Origin of the sequence: Pseudoalteromonas sp. XMcav2-N (assembly GCF_024124545.1) — a bacterium.
In the GTDB taxonomy this organism is placed as follows: domain Bacteria; phylum Pseudomonadota; class Gammaproteobacteria; order Enterobacterales; family Alteromonadaceae; genus Pseudoalteromonas.
Map to the genome: position 1 here is coordinate 224879 of NZ_JAMXSF010000001.1, position 19195 is coordinate 244073.

The 19195-nt window shown below is 49.0% G+C and carries 15 protein-coding genes; 2 read left to right on the forward strand and 13 right to left on the reverse strand.

The window, feature by feature from the left end; genetic code table 11:
- Position 1 precedes the first annotated feature (1 nt).
- The 4 genes from NH568_RS00745 to NH568_RS00760 form a co-directional block, all read right to left on the reverse strand.
- Positions 2-355 carry an Hpt domain-containing protein gene (locus NH568_RS00745; protein WP_253043838.1) on the reverse strand — a complete coding sequence of 118 codons (354 nt, stop codon included), beginning with the start codon at positions 353-355 and terminating at the stop codon, positions 2-4.
- A complete protein-coding gene (locus tag NH568_RS00750) occupies positions 345-3038 on the reverse strand; it encodes an ATP-binding protein (protein ID WP_253043840.1) in 2694 nt (897 codons plus the stop codon). The genes NH568_RS00745 and NH568_RS00750 overlap by 11 nt, the downstream gene beginning before the upstream one ends.
- Positions 3039-3282: 244 nt before the next feature.
- The gene (locus tag NH568_RS00755; RefSeq protein ID WP_253043845.1) at positions 3283-5073 is read right to left on the reverse strand and encodes a thiamine pyrophosphate-binding protein; all 1791 of its coding nucleotides are present in this window, start codon (positions 5071-5073) and stop codon (positions 3283-3285) included.
- 78 nt (positions 5074-5151) lie between these two features.
- Complete coding sequence (locus NH568_RS00760; protein WP_253043850.1) at positions 5152-7113, reverse strand: FAD-dependent L-amino acid oxidase; 1962 nt, start codon at positions 7111-7113, stop codon at positions 5152-5154.
- Positions 7114-7521: 408 nt separating this feature from the next.
- Between NH568_RS00760 and NH568_RS00765 the strand changes: the two genes are divergently transcribed.
- Positions 7522-9153: a winged helix-turn-helix domain-containing protein gene (locus NH568_RS00765; RefSeq protein WP_253043854.1), complete on the forward strand. Its 1632-nt coding sequence runs from the start codon at positions 7522-7524 to the stop codon at positions 9151-9153.
- A gap of 24 nt (positions 9154-9177) precedes the next feature.
- On the opposite strand, the gene NH568_RS00770 is transcribed toward NH568_RS00765, so the two are convergent.
- The 3 genes from NH568_RS00770 to NH568_RS00780 all read right to left on the reverse strand — a co-directional run bounded on the left by NH568_RS00770 (position 9178) and on the right by NH568_RS00780 (position 14498).
- Positions 9178-10095, reverse strand: a complete 918-nt coding sequence (locus tag NH568_RS00770) for a glycoside hydrolase family 16 protein (RefSeq protein WP_253043859.1) — start codon at positions 10093-10095, stop codon at positions 9178-9180.
- A 185-nt stretch (positions 10096-10280) separates the two neighbouring features.
- Complete coding sequence (locus NH568_RS00775; protein ID WP_253043862.1) at positions 10281-11369, reverse strand: efflux RND transporter periplasmic adaptor subunit; 1089 nt, start codon at positions 11367-11369, stop codon at positions 10281-10283.
- A 9-nt stretch (positions 11370-11378) separates the two neighbouring features.
- The gene (locus tag NH568_RS00780) at positions 11379-14498 is read right to left on the reverse strand and encodes an efflux RND transporter permease subunit (RefSeq protein ID WP_253043884.1); all 3120 of its coding nucleotides are present in this window, start codon (positions 14496-14498) and stop codon (positions 11379-11381) included.
- 444 nt (positions 14499-14942) lie between these two features.
- Between NH568_RS00780 and NH568_RS00785 the strand changes: the two genes are divergently transcribed.
- Entirely contained in the window at positions 14943-15401 is a 459-nt protein-coding gene (locus NH568_RS00785) for a hypothetical protein (RefSeq protein ID WP_253043886.1), read from the forward strand.
- 45 nt (positions 15402-15446) lie between these two features.
- On the opposite strand, the gene NH568_RS00790 is transcribed toward NH568_RS00785, so the two are convergent.
- The 6 genes from NH568_RS00790 to NH568_RS00815 all read right to left on the reverse strand — a co-directional run bounded on the left by NH568_RS00790 (position 15447) and on the right by NH568_RS00815 (position 19192).
- Positions 15447-16244, reverse strand: a complete 798-nt coding sequence (locus NH568_RS00790) for an NPP1 family protein (RefSeq protein WP_253043888.1) — start codon at positions 16242-16244, stop codon at positions 15447-15449.
- Positions 16245-16334: 90 nt separating this feature from the next.
- On the reverse strand, positions 16335-16496 hold the full coding sequence (locus NH568_RS00795; RefSeq protein ID WP_253043890.1) for a YbaM family protein: 162 nt from the start codon (positions 16494-16496) through the stop codon (positions 16335-16337).
- Positions 16493-16765 (reverse strand): late competence development ComFB family protein, encoded by a 273-nt coding sequence (locus tag NH568_RS00800; RefSeq protein ID WP_054014142.1) that lies wholly within the window; start codon positions 16763-16765, stop codon positions 16493-16495. The genes NH568_RS00795 and NH568_RS00800 overlap by 4 nt, the downstream gene beginning before the upstream one ends.
- A gap of 89 nt (positions 16766-16854) precedes the next feature.
- Positions 16855-17796, reverse strand: coding sequence for a histone deacetylase (locus NH568_RS00805; RefSeq protein WP_253043892.1), 942 nt, complete (start codon positions 17794-17796; stop codon positions 16855-16857).
- 20 nt (positions 17797-17816) lie between these two features.
- Positions 17817-18416, reverse strand: coding sequence for a primosomal replication protein (locus NH568_RS00810; RefSeq protein ID WP_253043894.1), 600 nt, complete (start codon positions 18414-18416; stop codon positions 17817-17819).
- Positions 18413-19192, reverse strand: a complete 780-nt coding sequence (locus NH568_RS00815) for a TSUP family transporter (RefSeq protein WP_253043896.1) — start codon at positions 19190-19192, stop codon at positions 18413-18415. The genes NH568_RS00810 and NH568_RS00815 overlap by 4 nt, the downstream gene beginning before the upstream one ends.
- Between the last annotated feature and the right edge of the window lie 3 nt (positions 19193-19195).

Below are 19195 nucleotides of genomic sequence, written 5' to 3' on the forward strand. Positions count from 1 at the left end.
ATTATTCGCCGTGATTGATAAGCGCGTTAAGTGCTTTGATCTCCTGAGCTATGTTGATAAGCACAGAGCGACAATCCTGGCGGTCACCAGACAAGGCGGCGTCTTCTAACTCAGCCAGGTATTCACTGCAACGCTCAGCGCCAATAGCCCGCGCTGATGTTTTTAAAAAATGGGCATGCTCTTTAAGCTCAGCATAAGCAGCATTGCTGTAGGCGGCTAAAAAAAGTTTGCAGCTGGATTCTGCCTGAGTCACAAAGTCGCGCTGAAATCGGGCAATGGTGTCCATGTCTTCGCCAATCAAGTCAACGAGGGTTTGCGCATTTAATCTTGCCAGTTGTGAGTGATCACTTGCCATACCATTTCTCTATTACTGACTTGAAGCGTTCGAGCTGAACAGGCTTGCCAATACAATCATTTATGCCGTACAAATGGCAGTTTTCCAGCTCATTTTTTACCGCAGCTCCGGTGACTGCCACTATCGGAATGGCTTTGCGTGCCAACTGTTTTTCAGTCTGGCGGATACGTTTGGCCATTTCGTAGCCATCCACAACGGGCATATGACAATCGGTGAGTATCAGTTTGTATTCATCCCGTTGCCAGCTTTCATATCCTTGTTCGCCATTTTCTGCCAGCGTACAGGTGTATCCAAGCTTCGCGAGTTGTTTAACCATCAGATTCTGATTAAAGGTATTATCTTCGACCAATAATATGCCGGGGCGTAAACCTGAGATATTGGCCTGTACTTCCTCTGTTTTTGTCTGGCTTTCTCCCGAGGGGTTTTCCTCGGTATTATTTAAACTGGCCGACTTTTCTGTGGTGTGAGTCAGTAAATGCATGACTTGTCTAGTAATACCATAGCGCGTTGCCAGGCCAATATTCAGCGGGGCTGCATCAGGTAGTATTGTTCTGAGTTTCTCGGCCACACCTGTTTGATGACATATAAGTACCTTATGCTCAGCAAGTATCTCTTTGTACTCGTTTAAACGTGCCAGGTCCTGTTCTGAGTGTACACAACAGCACACCAGAGTGCCCGAAACCGAAGGGGAAGCCAGCTCGTCCAGCTCTGTCAGGTGCAGGTCATCGGTGAGTGTATTAAGTACGGACAGCAGGTGCGGCTGAGCCTGTGCACTGTGGGCCGGGATAACATAAACATGTTGAAATAAAGACGGCGCAGTGTGATGTGAGAACCTATGTAACGGAATACACACGCGGAAAATGCTGCCGCGATCCAGTTTGCTTTTCAGTCCGATACGTCCTCCCATCAGGTCAACGATTTTCCTTGAAATGGCAAGTCCCAGACCCGTTCCACCGTACACCCGAGTGGTAGATTTGTCCGCCTGGGTAAAAGGGTGAAAGAGTTTTTTCTGTGTCTTTTCGTCAATACCTATGCCGTTGTCTTTCACCAGTATACTGAGTTCTCCCTGACTATGACTTTGTACTTGCCAGTCCACTTCGATCACCACATTACCACTGGCTTTGGCAGGAGGACCGCTGAATTTGATGGCGTTACTTAACAGGTTGAACAGCACCTGCCTGATACGGTTTTCGTCACAATAGAGCATAGTCGGAAGTTGCTCAGATTCAATAACCTTCAGGCTGACACGGCGTTTCTCCGCGTTTGACGCAAAAGTCAGGAGTACGTTATGAAGCGTTTTTGAAATATCGAACTCTCTGAACTCCAGCTCCAGTTTACCAGCTTCAATCTTATTGATATCCAGAATATCATTAAGTATATCAACCAGATTTTTAGCCGAGACAGAAGCTGTTTCAAGCAACTCCATCTCTTCCGGGTTGTGCTTTTGCAACGAAAGCAGTTCGAGCGAACCTATAATGGCATTCATTGGCGTCCTCAGCTCGTGGCTGATCATAGCCAGGAAATCGGATTTGGCACGGCTGGCTTGCTCTGCTTTAGTGACGGCACATTTCAGGTCGGAGGTACGGCTCTTAACACGTGTTTCTAACTCCGCGTTCAGTTGGGATAATTTCGAATAAGCGCGATAAACCTCGGACTGATCTACACATACACCGTCAAGGCGACAATGATTACCATAGCCGTCATCTGTGACAACCCCTTTAGCAAAGATATGTAACTCTTCTTTATTGGGCAGCACGGCCCGAAATACATGCTCGAAATCCTTCCCCGTTTCAAGGGCCTCTTTAAGTCCATTTGACACCCTCTTTCTGTCCTCGGGGTGAATTCGTTCGAGCCACTTTTCATAACTGCCTGTATCCTGGGCTGCCAGATCAAATATAGCACTGGTTTGAGGGTCCCAGTCCCAATGCCAATGGGTATTTTGTCGGTTGACTCGCCAGGTACCGACTTTGCCGGCTTCCAGTGCGATGCGGCGACTTTCATGTGCATTATTGAGGTGGATCAGCATTTGTTTTTCTTGTGTGCACTCACGCAAAATACCAAACAAACTCAGCTGGGTGTCATTGTTACGGCGCTGGTCACCACTGAGTTCGAACCAGTGAGGCACCGAATCGAGCATGACCCTGAATTCAAACTTCAGCCGTACATTTGACTGAATGTGTTCTTCAATGAAGCTCAGCGCCAGTGGCTTGTCGTCTTCGTAAATCAGGTCGATGAAATCTTGCCAACTGGATAGAGTGTGGCAGTGCAGGAGCTCGCAGAAAGTGCGCGAAAAGTAGGGCTGTTCAAAGTCTGCGCTGACCTGCCACACACCAATGTTGCCGCATTGAAGAGCCAATTCAGCCAGTTCGTTCAGATATGACTGGTGTGGGTGTTTAACCGAATTGAGTACTAAACAGGTCTCGGCTGTCAGGTTGCCACTGATCGTCAAGTTGAGCCGTGTTCCGCAAGCTAACAGGGCCTGTGCTGAGCTGCCAGGTGTTTGACTCAAAAATGTACGGTTTTGCTCATCCGTGTCAGTGAGCTGACAATAGTCAAAAAAGTTGCGACGTATGTCGGTTTTGCCAGTCAGGCTCAGCAGAGAGCCCGCTGCCTGATTGCAATCCAGTACCTGCCACTGGTCATTTACGGTCAGTAGTGGAAGATCCAGTAAGTGGATATCCATGTCATTTCCCTGCCTGATTTTGCCTATTATTAGTATTGTTTAAATTGTGAGCATTGTGGAAAAATTTGCTCAGGTAATTGCACAGGGTAAAGATGTTTTGGGACACAGCTTGTCTCTGGTTCAATTTTGGAATGTGAGAGAGCAAGGTACCTGAAGTACCTCTTAGGGGATTATCGGCAGAGCCATCAAATTCATCCATTGTGCGGTCAGCCTCACTAACGGAGGCTGACATACCTGATAAAGATTAGAATTTATTGGCCGGAGGCCAGTTTGGATTGGCGATTTCATCTTCACCAACAGCGGTGTTCGCTTCTATGGTAATGGAGTGAGGTGTGTCTTCTTTTGGTATGGTCACTTCAACCACATAGTTACTACTTGGGTTGGTTCTAATCTCTTCCATGACCGCCATCAACTCACTCACCGTGCTGACCCGGCGCCCTTCTCCGCCAAATGCCTCGGTAATATTGGCGATTTTCCAGGCGGGCAGGTCGTTGTAGCTATAGACCTTATCGAGCAACTTGTCTTGATAGTCGACGGGAGGCGTTCTGAAAGGGTTTGGATTAACCAGGTATTGCTCTATACCATAGATGCCGTTCGCCAGCACAAAAACCACCGTGTTTTGCCCATAAGCATGTTGGTCCGCAACAGCCTGACAGGTTTCATGAAAGGCGCCATCACCCACGACCACGATAGCCCGTTTATCTGGGAAAGCACACTTAATGCCAGTGCCAGCAGGTACTGAATAGCCTATGGACAACCACGCCGCCTGGGCGACAAAGCCATCCTGCGACGGTATTTTAACGCTTTGTGCGCCAATCAGCGGGAACCCGGCATCTACAGCCAGGACATCATCTTCATCCAGCCACTGACTGAGGGTGGCAAAAAAGCTGTCATAGCCCAGTTGTGACTCAGCAGGTTGGTTCTTTAGTACAGGCTTATGCATACGTAAGCCTTTCAGGTTAGCGCTTTGTTGCTGTGCCAGAGCAGTAAACTCACAGATCAGACATTGCAGATAATCCGCTAATGTGGCCGACGCATAATAGGTTGCGCCAACGTAAACCCCTCCCTGTGCGGCGAGAACAGTGCGGCTGCTGCGAATGTCTTGATTGCCAGTGTCTTTACCAGTCGTCCAGGCACCAACGCCAACCAAAACACCATCGTCCCCAACGAGCGTCTCAACTTCCGCAGGCGTCAAGGTGACACAGCCTTCAAACCATGGGTGGGTTTCTGCAATAACCGACTTGCTCAGTGCGGAGGTGACAAAATGAATATGCCCTTCGGGCAGCGTATGGTTACGGTTTATGACCTCAAGCAATTCTAAAAAGGTATCCTGCAATCCAAAACGCTGCAGCTCGACGCCTGCCCAGAAGATACTTTTGGGCTGACTGAGCATCAGCTCGACGGTTGCTTTGGCCGCCTGTTGCGCCTCACTGACCGTGACGCTGGCGGGATTGTTAAGCTTCAGGGACTGAACTGGTTTAATACATTCTGCCCGCCAGACATCTTCACTCACCTCAAAGTACACCGGGCGGCGTTCCGTCAATAATGCTGCCAATGCTGAATCAATCTGGTGAGGCGCTTGATTCGCATTCACAATACGTTCTGCGGCAACCGTTATCGGGCGAAACATATGAATGTCGACAAACTCATACCCAGTGGTGTGCGAGTACAGCAGTCCGGCATTTTTTGAAATTTGATCTTCTTTGTTGGTGGGGGCGCCGTTTATCAGGATCACCGGTACTTGTTCAACGAAGGAGCCGGCAATGGTATTGAGCAGACTGAATGCACCAACACTGTAAGTGACGTACAGGGCGCTTGGGCCTTTGAGTCGGGCATAGGCATCCGCAGCAAAACCGGCACAAATTTCATTGGCATTACCACTAATTGTTATTGGGGAATGCTGATCAGCCAGTATGGTATCCAGCAAAGCCGCGGTATAGTTACCTGCAACACCAAACATGTGTTTAACACCAATTTCTTCCAGTCGCGCTTTAAAATAATCGGCAACACTAAAGGTTGGGGTAGCTTGAGTCATCAATTTTCTCCTGAACAAGCTGGGCGGGTTTCCCCGCCGTTGGAAGGTAAGGCACCGGGATTGGCGCCCGGAGCTGGATTACTTAAGATCAAAGTAACTGAGGTTAACACCCAGAACGTTTTCAACTTCCGAGTGTTTCTCCATTGGAGCACTGCCCGTTGAAAAGTTAGGCTCAATGTACTGGTTAATCAGCTTAGAAGCATTTTCTTCATAGGCAACTTTAATGGCTTCTGACGAACTGATGTGCGTTGTCTGCTCATAGACCTCGCTTAGTGGTTGTAGCCCAAACCCTTTTTTAAGCGCCAGATCGGTTGAGCGCAATGCGCCTTCTACCCACCCCTGATAATCAGAAAAGGCTTCACCACAGGTAAACAGATTCGGCAACGGCTCTGCCAGTTCTTCCATTACTTTTTTATCATCAGCGCCGACTGCCCATTGGTGCACACCGAATCCAAACTGCTGGCTGGGCGGCACATCAAAGCGGACACCGCCTTGCCAAATTCGGGCGCTGGTCAGAATTGGCTCTGGCACATAATGTGTGTTGAAAATATCTTTGAAAAAGCGGGTAGCTTGCTCGACCACTGCGGTTGAGGCCGGGTAGATGTCGCCCGGGATATCGGTGACATATTTGTCCTGGTGTGGGTGATGATAGGTTTCACCAATGTTTTGCAGCGCACTCCAGAAGTTAATATTCAGATAGTCACAGTAGATAGTCAGAGCCGCAGGGCGCTCGTACTTTTCGTTGCTAATATGATCCAGTTTCGCCTGAGTACTCTCACTCGGGTCGGTTTTACGCTCCTGGTACATCAGGGCCGCGACTAATTCCTCATTGACCGCATAAAAGGGGTAAACAGAGCCGGTGGGCAGATCCGCAAAGTTCGGGCCAAATTCAACTGCCGGGCGCCCTGTGGTGCCGCGTCCCCACCAGGCATTGTCGTAATAAAGGTTGATCTTGAGCAGGGGTTGGTTCGAGGTGGTTTGCAGGGTGTTCCACAGGTGTTCAGACCGTTCCTTATCCAGGGTATTAAACGCATTTGAGCGAACAAACAGTTTTTCCAGTGCCAGGCGAGGGAGCGCCAAAATGACTTTGTCGGCTGTTACTTTGCCCTTATGGCTGCGTCCACTGTCATCGGTGTGCAGATAATGCAATTCATAGCGGTTGTCCGCCTCGAGATAAGAAATTTCCTCAATACTGGTTTGCAGGTGAATGTTGTCAGTGCCGATTTGATCTACAAGCGCATTCGGCAGGGTGCTGAACCCGTCTTTGAATGTTTTGAACTGGACACCCGCCGGGAAATCTTCCAACAATTGATAGGCTACCCCCGCATTCATTTGGGACAAAAAGGTACCATTAAAGCCGAGTACCCGGTACAGCATGTTAATACATTCCTGAGAATAGCCCATCGCAGTGTACAGATCCCACAAGGTCCAGTCATTGAGGGGTTTTCCTTGCCACTGACATTCCAGGCGAAATGCTTGCCAGAACCCTGGGCCTCTGACGTCGGGGCGTGCCTTAAATTGTGGATTGGCTTGCAAAATTCGATTGAACACAACATTGACAATGTCTTTTGGATTAACCCCTTGCTCAGACGGAGCAAGGTTGTATAGTTCTGACCAAATCTTGTAATTGTCTTGTGCAGCGGTATTCACACTGAAGCTCTTGCCGCGGAAAAACAGGCGATTGTCACCGCCACTGTTCATCGGGAAAGGAACTATCTGATCCTGCAAGTCCAGGTTCAGAAATAGCGCCATTAAATCGTCCATGCCATCAAATAAAAAGCGCATACCCCCTTGTTCTTCTTTTACCGTAATGGTGGGTGGGGTATTACTGTGTTGATTTTTGAATTGAATTAAATCTGAGTCAAGCCGACCGCCGGTACGATTGGAACGCTCAAAGATAGCAAGTTTCTTACAGTCAGACTCATTTTGCAGGCGCCACGCACTGTATAGCCCAGCCATACCAGCACCGACAATGGCGACCTCAAGGTGTTTTGGGAGGCTTTTATCATCGATTTCATTGCCAAAAGAATAATGCGTCATAGTAGTTCCTTAGTTTGTTATTTACCGTTTTTGTCACAAACGACGGCAACAATCTGTACGACGACTTCTGTTCAATTGTGCGGACTTGTTTTATTTGCCTTTCATCGGGTAGGGGGGCAAGCATGAGACGGGCGCAAATACTTAAGCCTTATTACAATGCTGACACCAAAAAGACATAACCCATATCAAATGTAGCACAAGGGTTAATTTTTATGCGTTTTGTATTCAATTAATCACATCAAATACACTATGCTATTGAATATTTTGAGGTTAAATTTTTCCATCATTCTAACCCTCTGTAGTAAGTCTGCTTTTCAGGGACTTGAGCCAGACGAGGAAATATTGCACACTCATGACGGGAACATCGGCCTGTACGGTGTGTGTACTGTGAATCTGAGAGATGGATCTATGCGTTATCTGCTCAACAATGTCGAGATAGACCTGATTAAAGGCACGGCAACGACCCAAGACGGGTCACAAGATATCAGAGCCAAGACGCTGGCGGTCCTGCAGGTACTGATCCTACATTCAGATGAGATTGTAACCAAGACACAGCTGCTTGATACGGTATGGCGAGGCGTTGTTGTTCAGGAACAGGTACTGGTGCAGTCTGTCCGCGAACTCCGGGAAATCTTCGGGGCAGACGCCATCAAAACACATCCGCGTATTGGCTACCAGCTAACCCTGGAACCTGTTCCGGTAAGTATTTCAAAACAAGCTCAAAAATACCCTCTCGCGGTGCTATTAAGTGTTTTGGTATTGGCGATGGCCTGGGTACTGCTGAGTCAATGGCGGGAAACGGACCTGTCATCTGAACGCTACCCTACCGTGGCATTTTTGCCAGTCGACAACGCTATACTTGACGATGTGCATGTTGCGGTCCCCCTCACAGGGCTGACATACCTCAGTGAGCATACCCAGCAAGAGTCTGCGCTGCCTGTTGTTACAGCGGAGCATGTATTGACCACTATATCTCATAGTCCCTGGTATTCTGACGATACGGCACAGATCAGACTCTCGCGGCGACAAGACGTTCTGCAACTACTGGAGCGATTGGGTGCTGATTTACTGATCGAAACGCGCCTGAGTGGCTTTCCGCAAGACATGCAATTGCAATATACCTTGCATTTCAAACACAGTGAAGAGCAAGGAGTGGTGTTTGCTGCCAGCCCAAAGCGTGCTTATCAGGCCCTGATAACGCGATTGACGGCCCGCTATGGTGAACCATCTCAGACACTGCAAACGCAGCGAAATTTGGATTTTAGCAATGAGGCATTTGCCAGAGGAGTGCAGTTATATCTGTCACGTAATTACCTGGATGCGATAGCTTTATTACGCTCTGCGCTCAGTCATTCTGACGATCCTTTAACTGTCAGACGTTACCTTGCCGCAAGCCTGGCAAATCAGGGAGACGTTTCGGCTGCTCTGGCGTTGTTACAGCAAAATATCGCTGAAAAAGGCACCGCCCCAGTCATCCGCCGTGAGCGTATGCGGGCTAATCTGATGACCGGTTATTTGTTGGTGAACTGGCCGCAGGCAGATGATCGTGCCCATGAGCTTGAACGTGCACAGCAATATATTGCAACCGCTCATGAGCAGGCCACAGATAATGCAGACCAGTTGTTTATCGCGTATGCACTTGAAGAGCTGGGCAAGATTAAACGTATTCAGGGCAGATATAGCGAGGCGTCTCGCTTGCTGCACTCGGCATTAGGCTATCATCAGCGGTTCGATGCAATCTATGGTCAGACCAATGCACTTATCGAGCTGGCTCGAATTGCAACCGAACTGGGAGAACTGAAAGAGGCTGCACGCCTGTTTGAACAGGCGCATCAGGTGGCAAAGGCGAGTAACGCCATCCCCAATCAAATCTGGATTTGGCTGGCCCAGGCTGATCTGCTACGTCAGTCACAGCAGGTTGAGCAGGCGCATCGGCTGGCGTCACGTGCCAGAGCATTGGCGCGTGATGCCGATGACCCTGTGTTGATTGAGCGGGTTGAAGCCTGGTTTGCCCGGGCGCCTATATACACAGTCAATTGACACCTTACGGTTCAGATGGGCTGCTCACAGGCTGCAATAGTCCGCATACTCAGACGGGGCTACGGTATCTTTTTGTTTAATGTTTCGGCTTCGTAATTGTTGAACCTGTTTGCTGACTTCATTGACCGCAACAATGCTGTCTTTAACAAAATAAACCCAGTCAACATCCTGATAATACTGACGCATTTCACTGGAGTTTACGATTTTATTTGGGTCAAACCACTGATTGAAGTTTATCGACATTGCGACTTCCGGATAAACATCGCTGCCATGCTCTGCGTACAACTTACCGTTGATGTAGTATTTTAAGGTCTCATTGCCCACGTGCAAAACCAGCGTATTCCATCCCTCCAGTGGGTTTATGTCGTAATCGTATGCATTCACTTTGGTCCAGGGCGTAAGCTGAAAGGTTTCCCAGGAGGTAGCAAACAGAGCGTGTCTGTCGGTACCCCAGCCACCATTGGGCAAGTATTCAAAGTCCATTTCACTATAGTTTTTATCCATAGGTGCAGCCAAAGGGCTGATAGCATAGAAAGTCTGGATCACACCATCTCCATCGGGTCCGTACTGTGGCTTGTCAGTGAAATACACCCGGGCAGCATAGGTGCCTTCCAGATATTTCCGCTTGTGACAGACCTGTACATGACGGGTATTTGCTGCGCTACCATCCGTTTTAGATGTTAAGCGCATGACCCGATTGTCAGGGTTGTGTGGGTCGACATGAAAGCTCACACCTTCGTGCCACCAGATGGCGTTTTTGATCCCCGGGTGGCCGATGTCAGAGCGAAGTTGCCAGCCATGCTTTTGTGCCTCAGCAAAGCGTGTATAACTGAAGTCATCAAACATGATCTGGGTGGGTTGCGCGCCCAGAGGTTGACTGGCACAGGCTACCAACATACTGGCACCTAAGGTGGTCATAGAAAAAAAGACGGGGTTTTTCATCGCGTATTCCTTATTGTTATTGGACAGGAACAGCGTTGACTGCAGGCACGAGATAAGCCAGTTAAAAATGTTTAAATTGGCTTGCCGAGCATATTAAAAAATATTAAATTGTTGATTTTATTGAATTGATTATAAAAAATGAGCCTTAGCTCTTCCTTAAGCAGGCTCATTGGGCTAGTAAGCTTTTAATTTTGCACGTCGACTTCCTGGCCATTGGTCAGTCGTTCCGCTCCGCGTACCGCAACTCTGTCTCCTGCCAGCAGCTGGTGGTCCGGTTTAGGGGCAATGGCGACCAGTTTGCCCTGACCTTTACCAACCGTTACTGGCACCTGAGTGGCGGTGTTATTGTCTTCAATTTTGACTACATGGACTCCCTGCTTACGCAGGATTAGGGCATCGCGATTTACCAATAATGCTTGCTCACTGGCGGCGAGTGGTACTTTGACATCGACAAGTTGCCCGACGGCCCAGTGGTGTTTGTCAGCTGGGACATTTTGTTGCTCTAGCATGGCACGCACTTCAAAGGTCTGTGAACGAGGATCGGTGGCAGGGATCACGGCACTGATGCGCGCGGATGTGGTCTGCGGGGCATCCAGATTGCCTGCGCTGACAGGAAGTGTCTGCCCCACACTCAGATAACGGAGGTACTTGACCGGCACATAAAGACGGGCTTCTAGCTGATGTATATCTACCAGGTTGAGTAATTCATCAGCCCGACTCACGTCGCGACCTGCACGGTGATAGCGTTTGCTAACGGTCCCCGCAAACGGGGCTTTCACGGTGGCGCGGTTGAGCTTGTCTTCTATGACTTTGAGCTCAACCTGTGCAAGGGCAATATCAGAGCGCACCAGATCATGTGCATTTTGAACCTTGTCCACCTGACTGGCCGCAGCACTGCTGGTTTTGGCCAGCTCTTTGAGGCGTGTCAGTTCCTGTTGCTGAAAACGCAAATTGACTTGAGCACGCTGAAGCATTTCTTGCTGACGCGCTTTTTCAAGTTCCAGAGGCAGCGTATCCATGCGCACGAGTACATCGCCCTCAGCAACTTCAAGGCCAGGCTCGGCAACATATTGCAATCTGCCGGTGACACCTGCGGTGATCACCATATCGCGCTTACCGTGTAAGGTACCATTTACGGCCAGTTCACTGGTGAGTTGACCCTGAGACACAGGCTCTACAGCGACGGGTTGTGCGGCATCAGCCTGCTGACTGAAGGTTACTGCACCGGCGACAATAAGGGTGACCAGTGCGCACTTAAATTGATTTGCAAACATAAGGGTCTCCTATTGATTCGCGACCAGATTTAACTGAGGTTTAGTATTGTTATTAGCTTTAGGGGTTGGTTTTTTATCACTGCCAAGCTGCAGCAGACTGGGCATGAGTACCAGGGTAAACAACGCACTGATCGCCATGCCGCCGACGATAACGGTCGCCAGGCCTCGATAAATTTCTGACCCCACGCCAGGCATTAACATCAGAGGCAGCATGCCAAATAGGCTGGTCAGCGTACTTAAATAAACTGGACGCGCGCGCATCAATACTGCCTGTTCAACGGCATCGCGACGGTCCATTCCCTGAGCCTGAGCATGACGTGTTTGATCGACAAGCAAAATGGCATTATTAACGACCAGACCCAGCAAGATGATAAAGCCTATCATGGTAAGTAGATCTAACGACTGAAAGGTAAACAGATTCAAGACATAGAGCGCCAGCACACCACCAGCAATGGCCAATGGCATCACCAGTAATACCAAAGCACTGTCGCGGACCGATTTAAATAATGCCGTCATCAGTAAGAACAAGATAAATAGCGCCAGGAAGAAGTTGAGTGTCATTTCCTCGATTGCACTATTCATTTTTTGGGCGTTGCCGCCCAGAATGACGCCGGCGGTTTCGGGCAGCTGGGCTTTGATCTTGGGCATCACCTGCTCAGCCAGAATCGCCTGCGCCTGTTGCAGGCTCATTTCGGCGGGCGGCGTCACTATGATGCTGACAGTACGACGGCCGTTGATCCTTTGTAGCTGACTGGGCCCGACAGTACGTGTCACTTCTGCAAGTTCCCCTAAAGTCTGGATCCCGGCATCTGGTGTGAATAAAGGCAATGCTTTGAGCTCTTCTGGTGTCTGCCAGGCTTGGGCACGTAAAATCACGTTCATGCGCTCGTTACCGTTAAAATACTCGTTAATAAACAGGCCACCCGTAAAGGCCTGAACAGCCTGAGAGACATCCTGACGGGTCAGCCCCGCTTGAGTAATTCGCCGGTCATTGGGCTGCAGCCTGAGTTCGGGCTCCGCCATATCAAGGCGAGGTTGTGGTCGGGCTGTGGCCTCAGGCATGGCGGTTTGCACTGCCTGCAGTGCCACTTCAGCACCAGCGATAAGGTCGTCCATATCTGGTCCGGTAAGCTCAATATTGATGTCGCGGCCATCACCGCCATTGGCAATGTTAATCATCGAACCGCGGAAAAAGAACACCTGAGTATCGGGCAGGTCGACAAAGATCTCCTCTCTGGCGACCTGCATGAGCTCTTCAACACGCTGTGGGTCGGCTGAATAGATAAACCCCCCTGCGTTCGCACCAAAAATATAGAAATTGAAGTCCTTAATACTCGGTTGCTTTTCGCCGTGATAATAAGGCATCAGGCGCGCACGGACTCGTTTGAGTAACTCCTCCTCCATATAAGCCATGTTTCCGCCTGGCGGCGTAATCAGATTGAAGAAGAAGCCGTCGGTAGGTGCGCGAGGCATGAAATCGGTTTTTGGCAACATCGTAAGGGTCACTATCGCGGAGCCACCCAGTAGCGCACAGACCCAGCTCAGTTGTTTGACCTTGCTGTTAGTCAGACGCATGATCAGGGTTGTCAGCTTCTGCCAGTAATGCTTATATGGGTCGGTTTGTGTTTTGCTATCCGGCAGGTATCGATTGGCAACCGGGATAATGGTTAAGGCACAGACCATAGAGGCAACTACGGCTATAGAGAGTGTCAGGGCCAGATCTGAAAACAGTTGCCCTTCAATGCCCGCCATAAAAAGAATGGGGAGGAAGATAGCGACACTGGTCGCGGTAGAGGCAAATAAGGCTCCGGCTACTTGCCCCGCACCACGTAACGCCGCTTTGTAATTGTCGAACCCATTAGATTTCAATCGGGTAATGTTTTCCTGCACGATAATTGCGGCATCTAATACCAGACCAACGGCAAACGCCAGGCCTGCCAGCGAAATAACGTTCAGACTACGTTCGAAGGCGCTCAGTGCAAGAAACGCGACCATCAGAGAAACGGGGATAGTCGCAGCAATAATCAGCGTGGTTTTTATGCCCCTGAAGAATAACCACAAAATGGCCAGCGACAGTAATACGCCGAGTCCGAGGTTACTCTTGACCAACAGTAATGCATTGCGGATATGGACGGACGCATCGTAGCTCAGCTCAATCGAAATGCCGGCCTCAGGTAGTGGTCCTGCATTTAAATCATTGATGGCTTGATTGATGCCGTCGAGCAGAGCAACTGTATTCGCACCGTTTGCTCTGGACACAGTAATGTAATAGGCCGGTTTACCATTTCGACCGCTCATTGCTCGTCGATCTGAGTAGGTTTCGGCAACAGTGGCGACATCACCCAGGTAGATGGGTCGCTCCTGAGAATAGCCAATACGCATTTGTAGCATATCTTGCAGGTCATATTGGCCGGTAAAGCGCACGGTATACTGGCGTCGGCCAACGTCCGCAAGACCTCCTGAGGTGTCTCTGGAGCTGGCAAGCGTTTGTCTGATCTGTCCCAGTGAGATGCCTAATGCGGCGGCTTTATGAGGGTCAAAGGTTATCCGTAATTCTTTCGGTCTTTCACTGGCCAAATTGACTCGGGCCACGCCGGGAATGCTGGCCAGGCGAGGTTCAATCAGCTCTTCTATGGTTTTTTGATACTGAGCCATGTCCAGGTCTAAGCCATCTCCCCCAACGTTGAGCGGGGTTACGAGCAAGGAGGCGGCATTAGGTCCGGCTGGACCACCATTGCCACCGGCACTGACAACAGGGTCAATGGCATCCAGCGGTAGTGGCGGCGCCTGATTCAGGTTGGTCAGGACATCCAGCATGGCTTGCTGCATATCGGTTCCGACGGCAAAAGTTAACGAGATAAAGCCGTTACCTCGATTTATGGTGGTGTTAACTTCCAGCGCGCCTGGGGTATTTTTAACTGCGTTTTCGAGTGGTTCAATGATCACCGACTCTATCTCTTCGGGGGCCGCTTCCCGCCAGCCAGAAAATATGGTTATTTGTGGTTGTTCTATATCTGGTGTCAGCTGGATTGGTAACTTAAAAATACTGAGAATGCCAAACAGTATTAGCAGCACCAGGATCACCACGACAGCAGCGGGGTTTTTCAATGAATTGCGTGTCAGGTTCATAACAACGTCCAAGTGTTGAGCTTCACTGTGCAGTTTAATGAAATGACAAAAAACTGCTAGCGGCAGGTAAGTCTGTACTTTTGAAAATCACGACAAATAGCAACATATTAGCGGTGATTTACCATGTTGTAATACCTTGTAACGATTTTACAGAGTCAGACACAGTTTCAATCCCCAACTGAAGTCACAGCCTGGCTGTTTTTTAGGCATCAATCAGAGCAATGACCGTAATTTGATTACCGAGCTAGCTGTACACCGGACCCCAGGTGCTTGGGTTATTCTTTTCTCAATTCACAGCAAAAAATTTCATGAAAAAATTCATTAATTGACTACTTTTTGACAACAATTTCCGGTAAGCTGCGCGCGCATTCTGGAGGATGCCCGCATTTGCCATGCAGGGTTTCGATCTAACCGAGATAAATTGAGCTTAGAAGGAGAGTTGAGATGTTTGTTGCGTTGAAGTGGGATCATCAGATTGGTGCCCATTTTGTTTCCTGGATTGTGGTTGAATGCTCGGCCGTAAGAGAAAAGTTTGGTCTGCCACAGGCCTTACCACCACGACGTGATGTCGCCTATTTTGTTGATCCAGCCACTGCTGAGGAAGACGCAAAAGCCTTTGCTGATTATAAAAACGGTATTACCAGCATTGAGAGTTGTGCAGATTATGCCCCTTATTTGTCTGATCACCATGGATTCTGCCACTATAGCTGGGACCATACTTATCTGGAAGAGCTGGTGAAGCACGCTGTGCTGTACTGGGAAGATGGTCAACATAAGCGGCCTGAGCCGGTGCGCGACGATGTTGCTTATTTCGCTTGCCCGAAAGACTCTGAATCAGATAGTCGGTTTTTTGCGCAGTATAAGCTGCATACATCCACTGAGGCATTCGCGAAGTCTGCTTAAATTGAGCAGAGCAGGCCCGCCACTAAGGCGGGCTGACAGAAGGGGTTACTGTGCCGCTAACACGTCTGCAGTCGTGAAAGTAGGATATTCCGCGGGCTTGAAGCGGTTAAGATTAGTTAAAAAGCGACTGTCTTTTACTGGTAAGGTCGCTGAGCCATAATCGTATTGATTTAGCTTGTCGCGCAATCCTTGATTATCTATGCCATCTCCGGACATTTCGTACCAGCTGATGATTGCTGGTGTAACAAAGCGATTATATTCATTCTCTGCCGCTTCATTTGATTTAGCAAAACGAAATGCGTGGGTGAGAATGCCGTCTTTGTGGTAGACAATTTTCAGATGACCATTTTCAAAGGGTAATTCGTTAGCCGGTTTGGTATACAAATCACCATGGGCACTGTAACTGCCGTGAGTGACCTGACCGTCTTTGGTCCATACTGCGGCATATTCCCAGTCATGGCGGTGGCCACCTCCAAAATAAGGGAACACCTGATCCTTTTTGAAGTACATTGCATAAAAGTGGCCACAGTAACGACCTTGTCCCGTTTCTGCGCAGGCATAACGGTGCACGGTATTTGAGGTTGCTAAAAACTGGCTGTCTCTGCAACTGCCACCCAAACTACCCGATGTTTTGAGTCCTGCATTTTGCTGTCCGGTCCGGCTTATCCCTGCGCTCGGCAGACAGCCATCTCCGTCAAAATCGAACACGGGTTCTGTACCGTTGATCACATATCCGTCAGGCAGCGCCTGATCAAGTGCGGCGAAATCATTGGCCAGCGCGCCACCGCTTAATAAAGTAGTGGCGACAAATAAGGTAATAGCACGTGGATGCTTTGTTGTCATAATCGTTCCTTACATCATTGGGGTTGTCATTGTGAGGCGATAATATGACATAAGGGTAAATGGTGTGTGAAGTTTTTTGTTCTTTTAAAGTTAACTTACTTCCGTATCCAGCTTTTTTGTAAAATCGGCCTGAACTATCTCGAGTGCCGCCAGCACCTGCTTCGCGGGTACTTCGTTTTGCTCGAGCAGCATGATCAGGTCTACGGCGAGCTTGATGTGCTCAGGTGCGCTTTCTAGTGTTTTTTGGGTCATGGTTGAAACTGTTTCTTTTTCGCAATTTGTGCCAGTGCGTAATCCACGGCTTCTTTGACTTTGGCTTCCATCTCCGTTCTTTCGTCGGTGGGCAGGTAAAACTCCATGTCTACGTCATAACGAATGTAACGAGCTGGCAAACGGTTTAATGCGGTACAACACAGGTCTGCCATGACATCTTCATCGTATTTATGGTCAAGACCCCGTTCTTCAATGTTTTCGAGCACAATTTTCTCGTAATAATTGTGCAAATCATCATGAAGTTTCATCGTAGTGCTCCATTTTGAAGTTATTGTAATTGTACAACATAAACCACCTCAGTGGTTAATGCTACCAGCAATTTTAAACCTGCAAAATGTCACTCTGTGTGGGTGGAACACTGTGGGGAAAGAGTGTTAAAGCGCTCGGGCCAGACGTGCTGCAGCGCGATAAAGAGTTGCTGGTGAACGTCAACCAGCCGGCTGATATTACGCTGATAACCCCCTCCAAGTGCGGCCATCAGGGGAATTTGATGCTGCTTTGCATGGTTTAATACTTGAGTATCCCTTGCCAATACGCCTTCCAGACTAATGTCTAAATGCCCGAGCTCGTCACGATGGTAAATGTCTGCGCCTGCGTTATACAGTATGATGTCTGGCTGATGAAGACGAGTACACAGATTCAGGGCTTCACCTAGTGTCGTGAGGTAAGTGTCATCTGAACAGCCGGTGGGTAAGGCAAAGTCGTAGTCGGACGCTTGCTTCAGCTTGGGAAAGTTCTGCTCACAATGGAGTGAGCAGGTGATTATCTGAGTGTCTGATTTTAGGATCTCAGCACTACCATCACCCTGGTGTACGTCACAGTCCAGCAGTAATACTGTGTCGGCCTGTCCGTTTTTGATAAGAGTTCTGGCGGCAATGGCGAGATCGTTGAAAATGCAAAAACCAGCAGCTCTGTCGCTGAAGGCATGATGATAGCCACCACTGAGGTTGGCTGCAAATCCGCTGCTCAGCGCAAGCTCCGTGGCTTCCAGTGTCGTACCGATGGAGCGCAGTGTTCGTTCAACCAATTGCGGCGACCAGGGAAAACCCATGCGTTTAATAGCACCAGCCGATAAAGTGCCATCGAGGAACTGTGCAACGTAATGTGCATCATGACACACCATGAGTTGCTCAGGTGTGGCTATACGCTTTGATTGCGTAAGCCATTGTGCACACGATGTATGTGTTAGCTGCTGATAAAGCAGACGATATTTATCAATCGGAAACCTGTGCCTTGGCGGTAAAGAGAGGTCACTATAACTAGGGTGATAAAACAACATATAGGAGGCAATTTTCCATATCAGAAGCGGGTCTGTTTTTCTTTTTGCTGGATTTTATCTTCAGTGGCACTGATGGCCTTGCGACATCGCCCGAGCCGACCATGTAGCGCAAGAATTTCTTTATTGAGCTGACTGGCCTGCTCTGGCGTTGCTTTTATCAGCTGATCCTGACGCAGCGAGATCATTTCTTGCAGGCGCCTTTCAAATTCATGGTTTTGGGACAATTCCTGATAAAGTTCATGGGTAGGCTGCATGATCTTTTTGACGGCCTGACGAAAGACTTTTGCCTTCTTATGGGGCTGGAAACGGTTTTCTTTCGCCCACACGGGGGTTGATTTCAGCACTTTAATGATGGCTTCAATCTGTTCACCGATGTGTTCTACGGCATATTGCAGCGCATGGCGTTGCGACTGCGGAGGCAAATGTGCCAGCGCTTCTTTGACTTCATCTACATAGTCGCTGAGTTTGAGGCTTTTACTACGAAACACATGACTGTCAAACAGGCTGGGTTGTGACTGAATATAACGGTTTTTATCAAACCATTTTGCGTTATCAAACTGCTGGGCGTGATGTTGCAACTCTTCAACGCGCTGCCTGAGTTTCTCCAGTGGCTGACTCATACCATATAGGCCTCAAAAATAAGTTTTGCTGTCAGGATAATCACCACAGTATTAAACAGGGGTTTGATCAGCCGACTACCAAACTTTATCGCTGAATGCGCCCCAAGCCAAGCACCCAGCATCAAAAATGCGCCCATAGCCAGGCCCAGCAGGTAATTTACATGACCCAGTGCAACGAAAGTGATCAGGGAAATAAAGTTCGAAACAAAATTCATCGAACGTGCAAGACCGCAATTAAGCAGCAGGCTCATCTTATAAAGCATATCATTGGATGCGGTCCAGAAAGTGCCGGTCCCTGGACCTGCCAGGCCATCGAAAAATCCCAGTGCCAGGCCTTGCAGCCACTGTTTGACCTTGAGTACGGCGGTTTTTTCGGGCAAGTCTATGGAATCACTGTGGCTCATTCTGCCAAACAGGCTATACAGAGCAACCAGCAAAATAATGACAGGAATAAGCTTATTCAGGAACTCAATACTGAGTGAGTCGACCAATAAAGTGCCCAGAGCAGCGCCAATGGCGGTGGCGAGCACGGAAGCTGCCCAAAACCTCGGGTTAAAGAGGTTTTTTTTGTAATAAGTAAAGCTGGCTGTTAAAGAACCAAAGCTGGCTGCAAGCTTATTGGTGCCCAGTGCCATGTGTGGAGGCAGGCCCGCAGTGAGCAGGGCGGGCACAGTGAGCATACCACCACCCCCGGCGATCGCATCAATGAATCCTGCGGCCAGTGCAACCGTACATAACAACGCCAAGGTGGCTGGGTCTAAAGCAAATTCGAGCATGGA

Bases quoted from the DNA above. Each gene is read 5' to 3' on its own strand.
- NH568_RS00745 (WP_253043838.1), bottom strand. From the start codon at position 355: ATGGCAAGTGATCACTCACAACTGGCAAGATTAAATGCGCAAACCCTC.
- NH568_RS00750 (WP_253043840.1), bottom strand. From the start codon at position 3,038: ATGGATATCCACTTACTGGATCTTCCACTACTGACCGTAAATGACCAG.
- NH568_RS00755 (WP_253043845.1), bottom strand. From the start codon at position 5,073: ATGACTCAAGCTACCCCAACCTTTAGTGTTGCCGATTATTTTAAAGCG.
- NH568_RS00760 (WP_253043850.1), bottom strand. From the start codon at position 7,113: ATGACGCATTATTCTTTTGGCAATGAAATCGATGATAAAAGCCTCCCA.
- NH568_RS00765 (WP_253043854.1), top strand. From the start codon at position 7,522: ATGCGTTATCTGCTCAACAATGTCGAGATAGACCTGATTAAAGGCACG.
- NH568_RS00770 (WP_253043859.1), bottom strand. From the start codon at position 10,095: ATGAAAAACCCCGTCTTTTTTTCTATGACCACCTTAGGTGCCAGTATG.
- NH568_RS00775 (WP_253043862.1), bottom strand. From the start codon at position 11,369: ATGTTTGCAAATCAATTTAAGTGCGCACTGGTCACCCTTATTGTCGCC.
- NH568_RS00780 (WP_253043884.1), bottom strand. From the start codon at position 14,498: ATGAACCTGACACGCAATTCATTGAAAAACCCCGCTGCTGTCGTGGTG.
- NH568_RS00785 (WP_253043886.1), top strand. From the start codon at position 14,943: ATGTTTGTTGCGTTGAAGTGGGATCATCAGATTGGTGCCCATTTTGTT.
- NH568_RS00790 (WP_253043888.1), bottom strand. From the start codon at position 16,244: ATGACAACAAAGCATCCACGTGCTATTACCTTATTTGTCGCCACTACT.
- NH568_RS00795 (WP_253043890.1), bottom strand. From the start codon at position 16,496: ATGACCCAAAAAACACTAGAAAGCGCACCTGAGCACATCAAGCTCGCC.
- NH568_RS00800 (WP_054014142.1), bottom strand. From the start codon at position 16,765: ATGAAACTTCATGATGATTTGCACAATTATTACGAGAAAATTGTGCTC.
- NH568_RS00805 (WP_253043892.1), bottom strand. From the start codon at position 17,796: ATGTTGTTTTATCACCCTAGTTATAGTGACCTCTCTTTACCGCCAAGG.
- NH568_RS00810 (WP_253043894.1), bottom strand. From the start codon at position 18,416: ATGAGTCAGCCACTGGAGAAACTCAGGCAGCGCGTTGAAGAGTTGCAA.
- NH568_RS00815 (WP_253043896.1), bottom strand. From the start codon at position 19,192: ATGCTCGAATTTGCTTTAGACCCAGCCACCTTGGCGTTGTTATGTACG.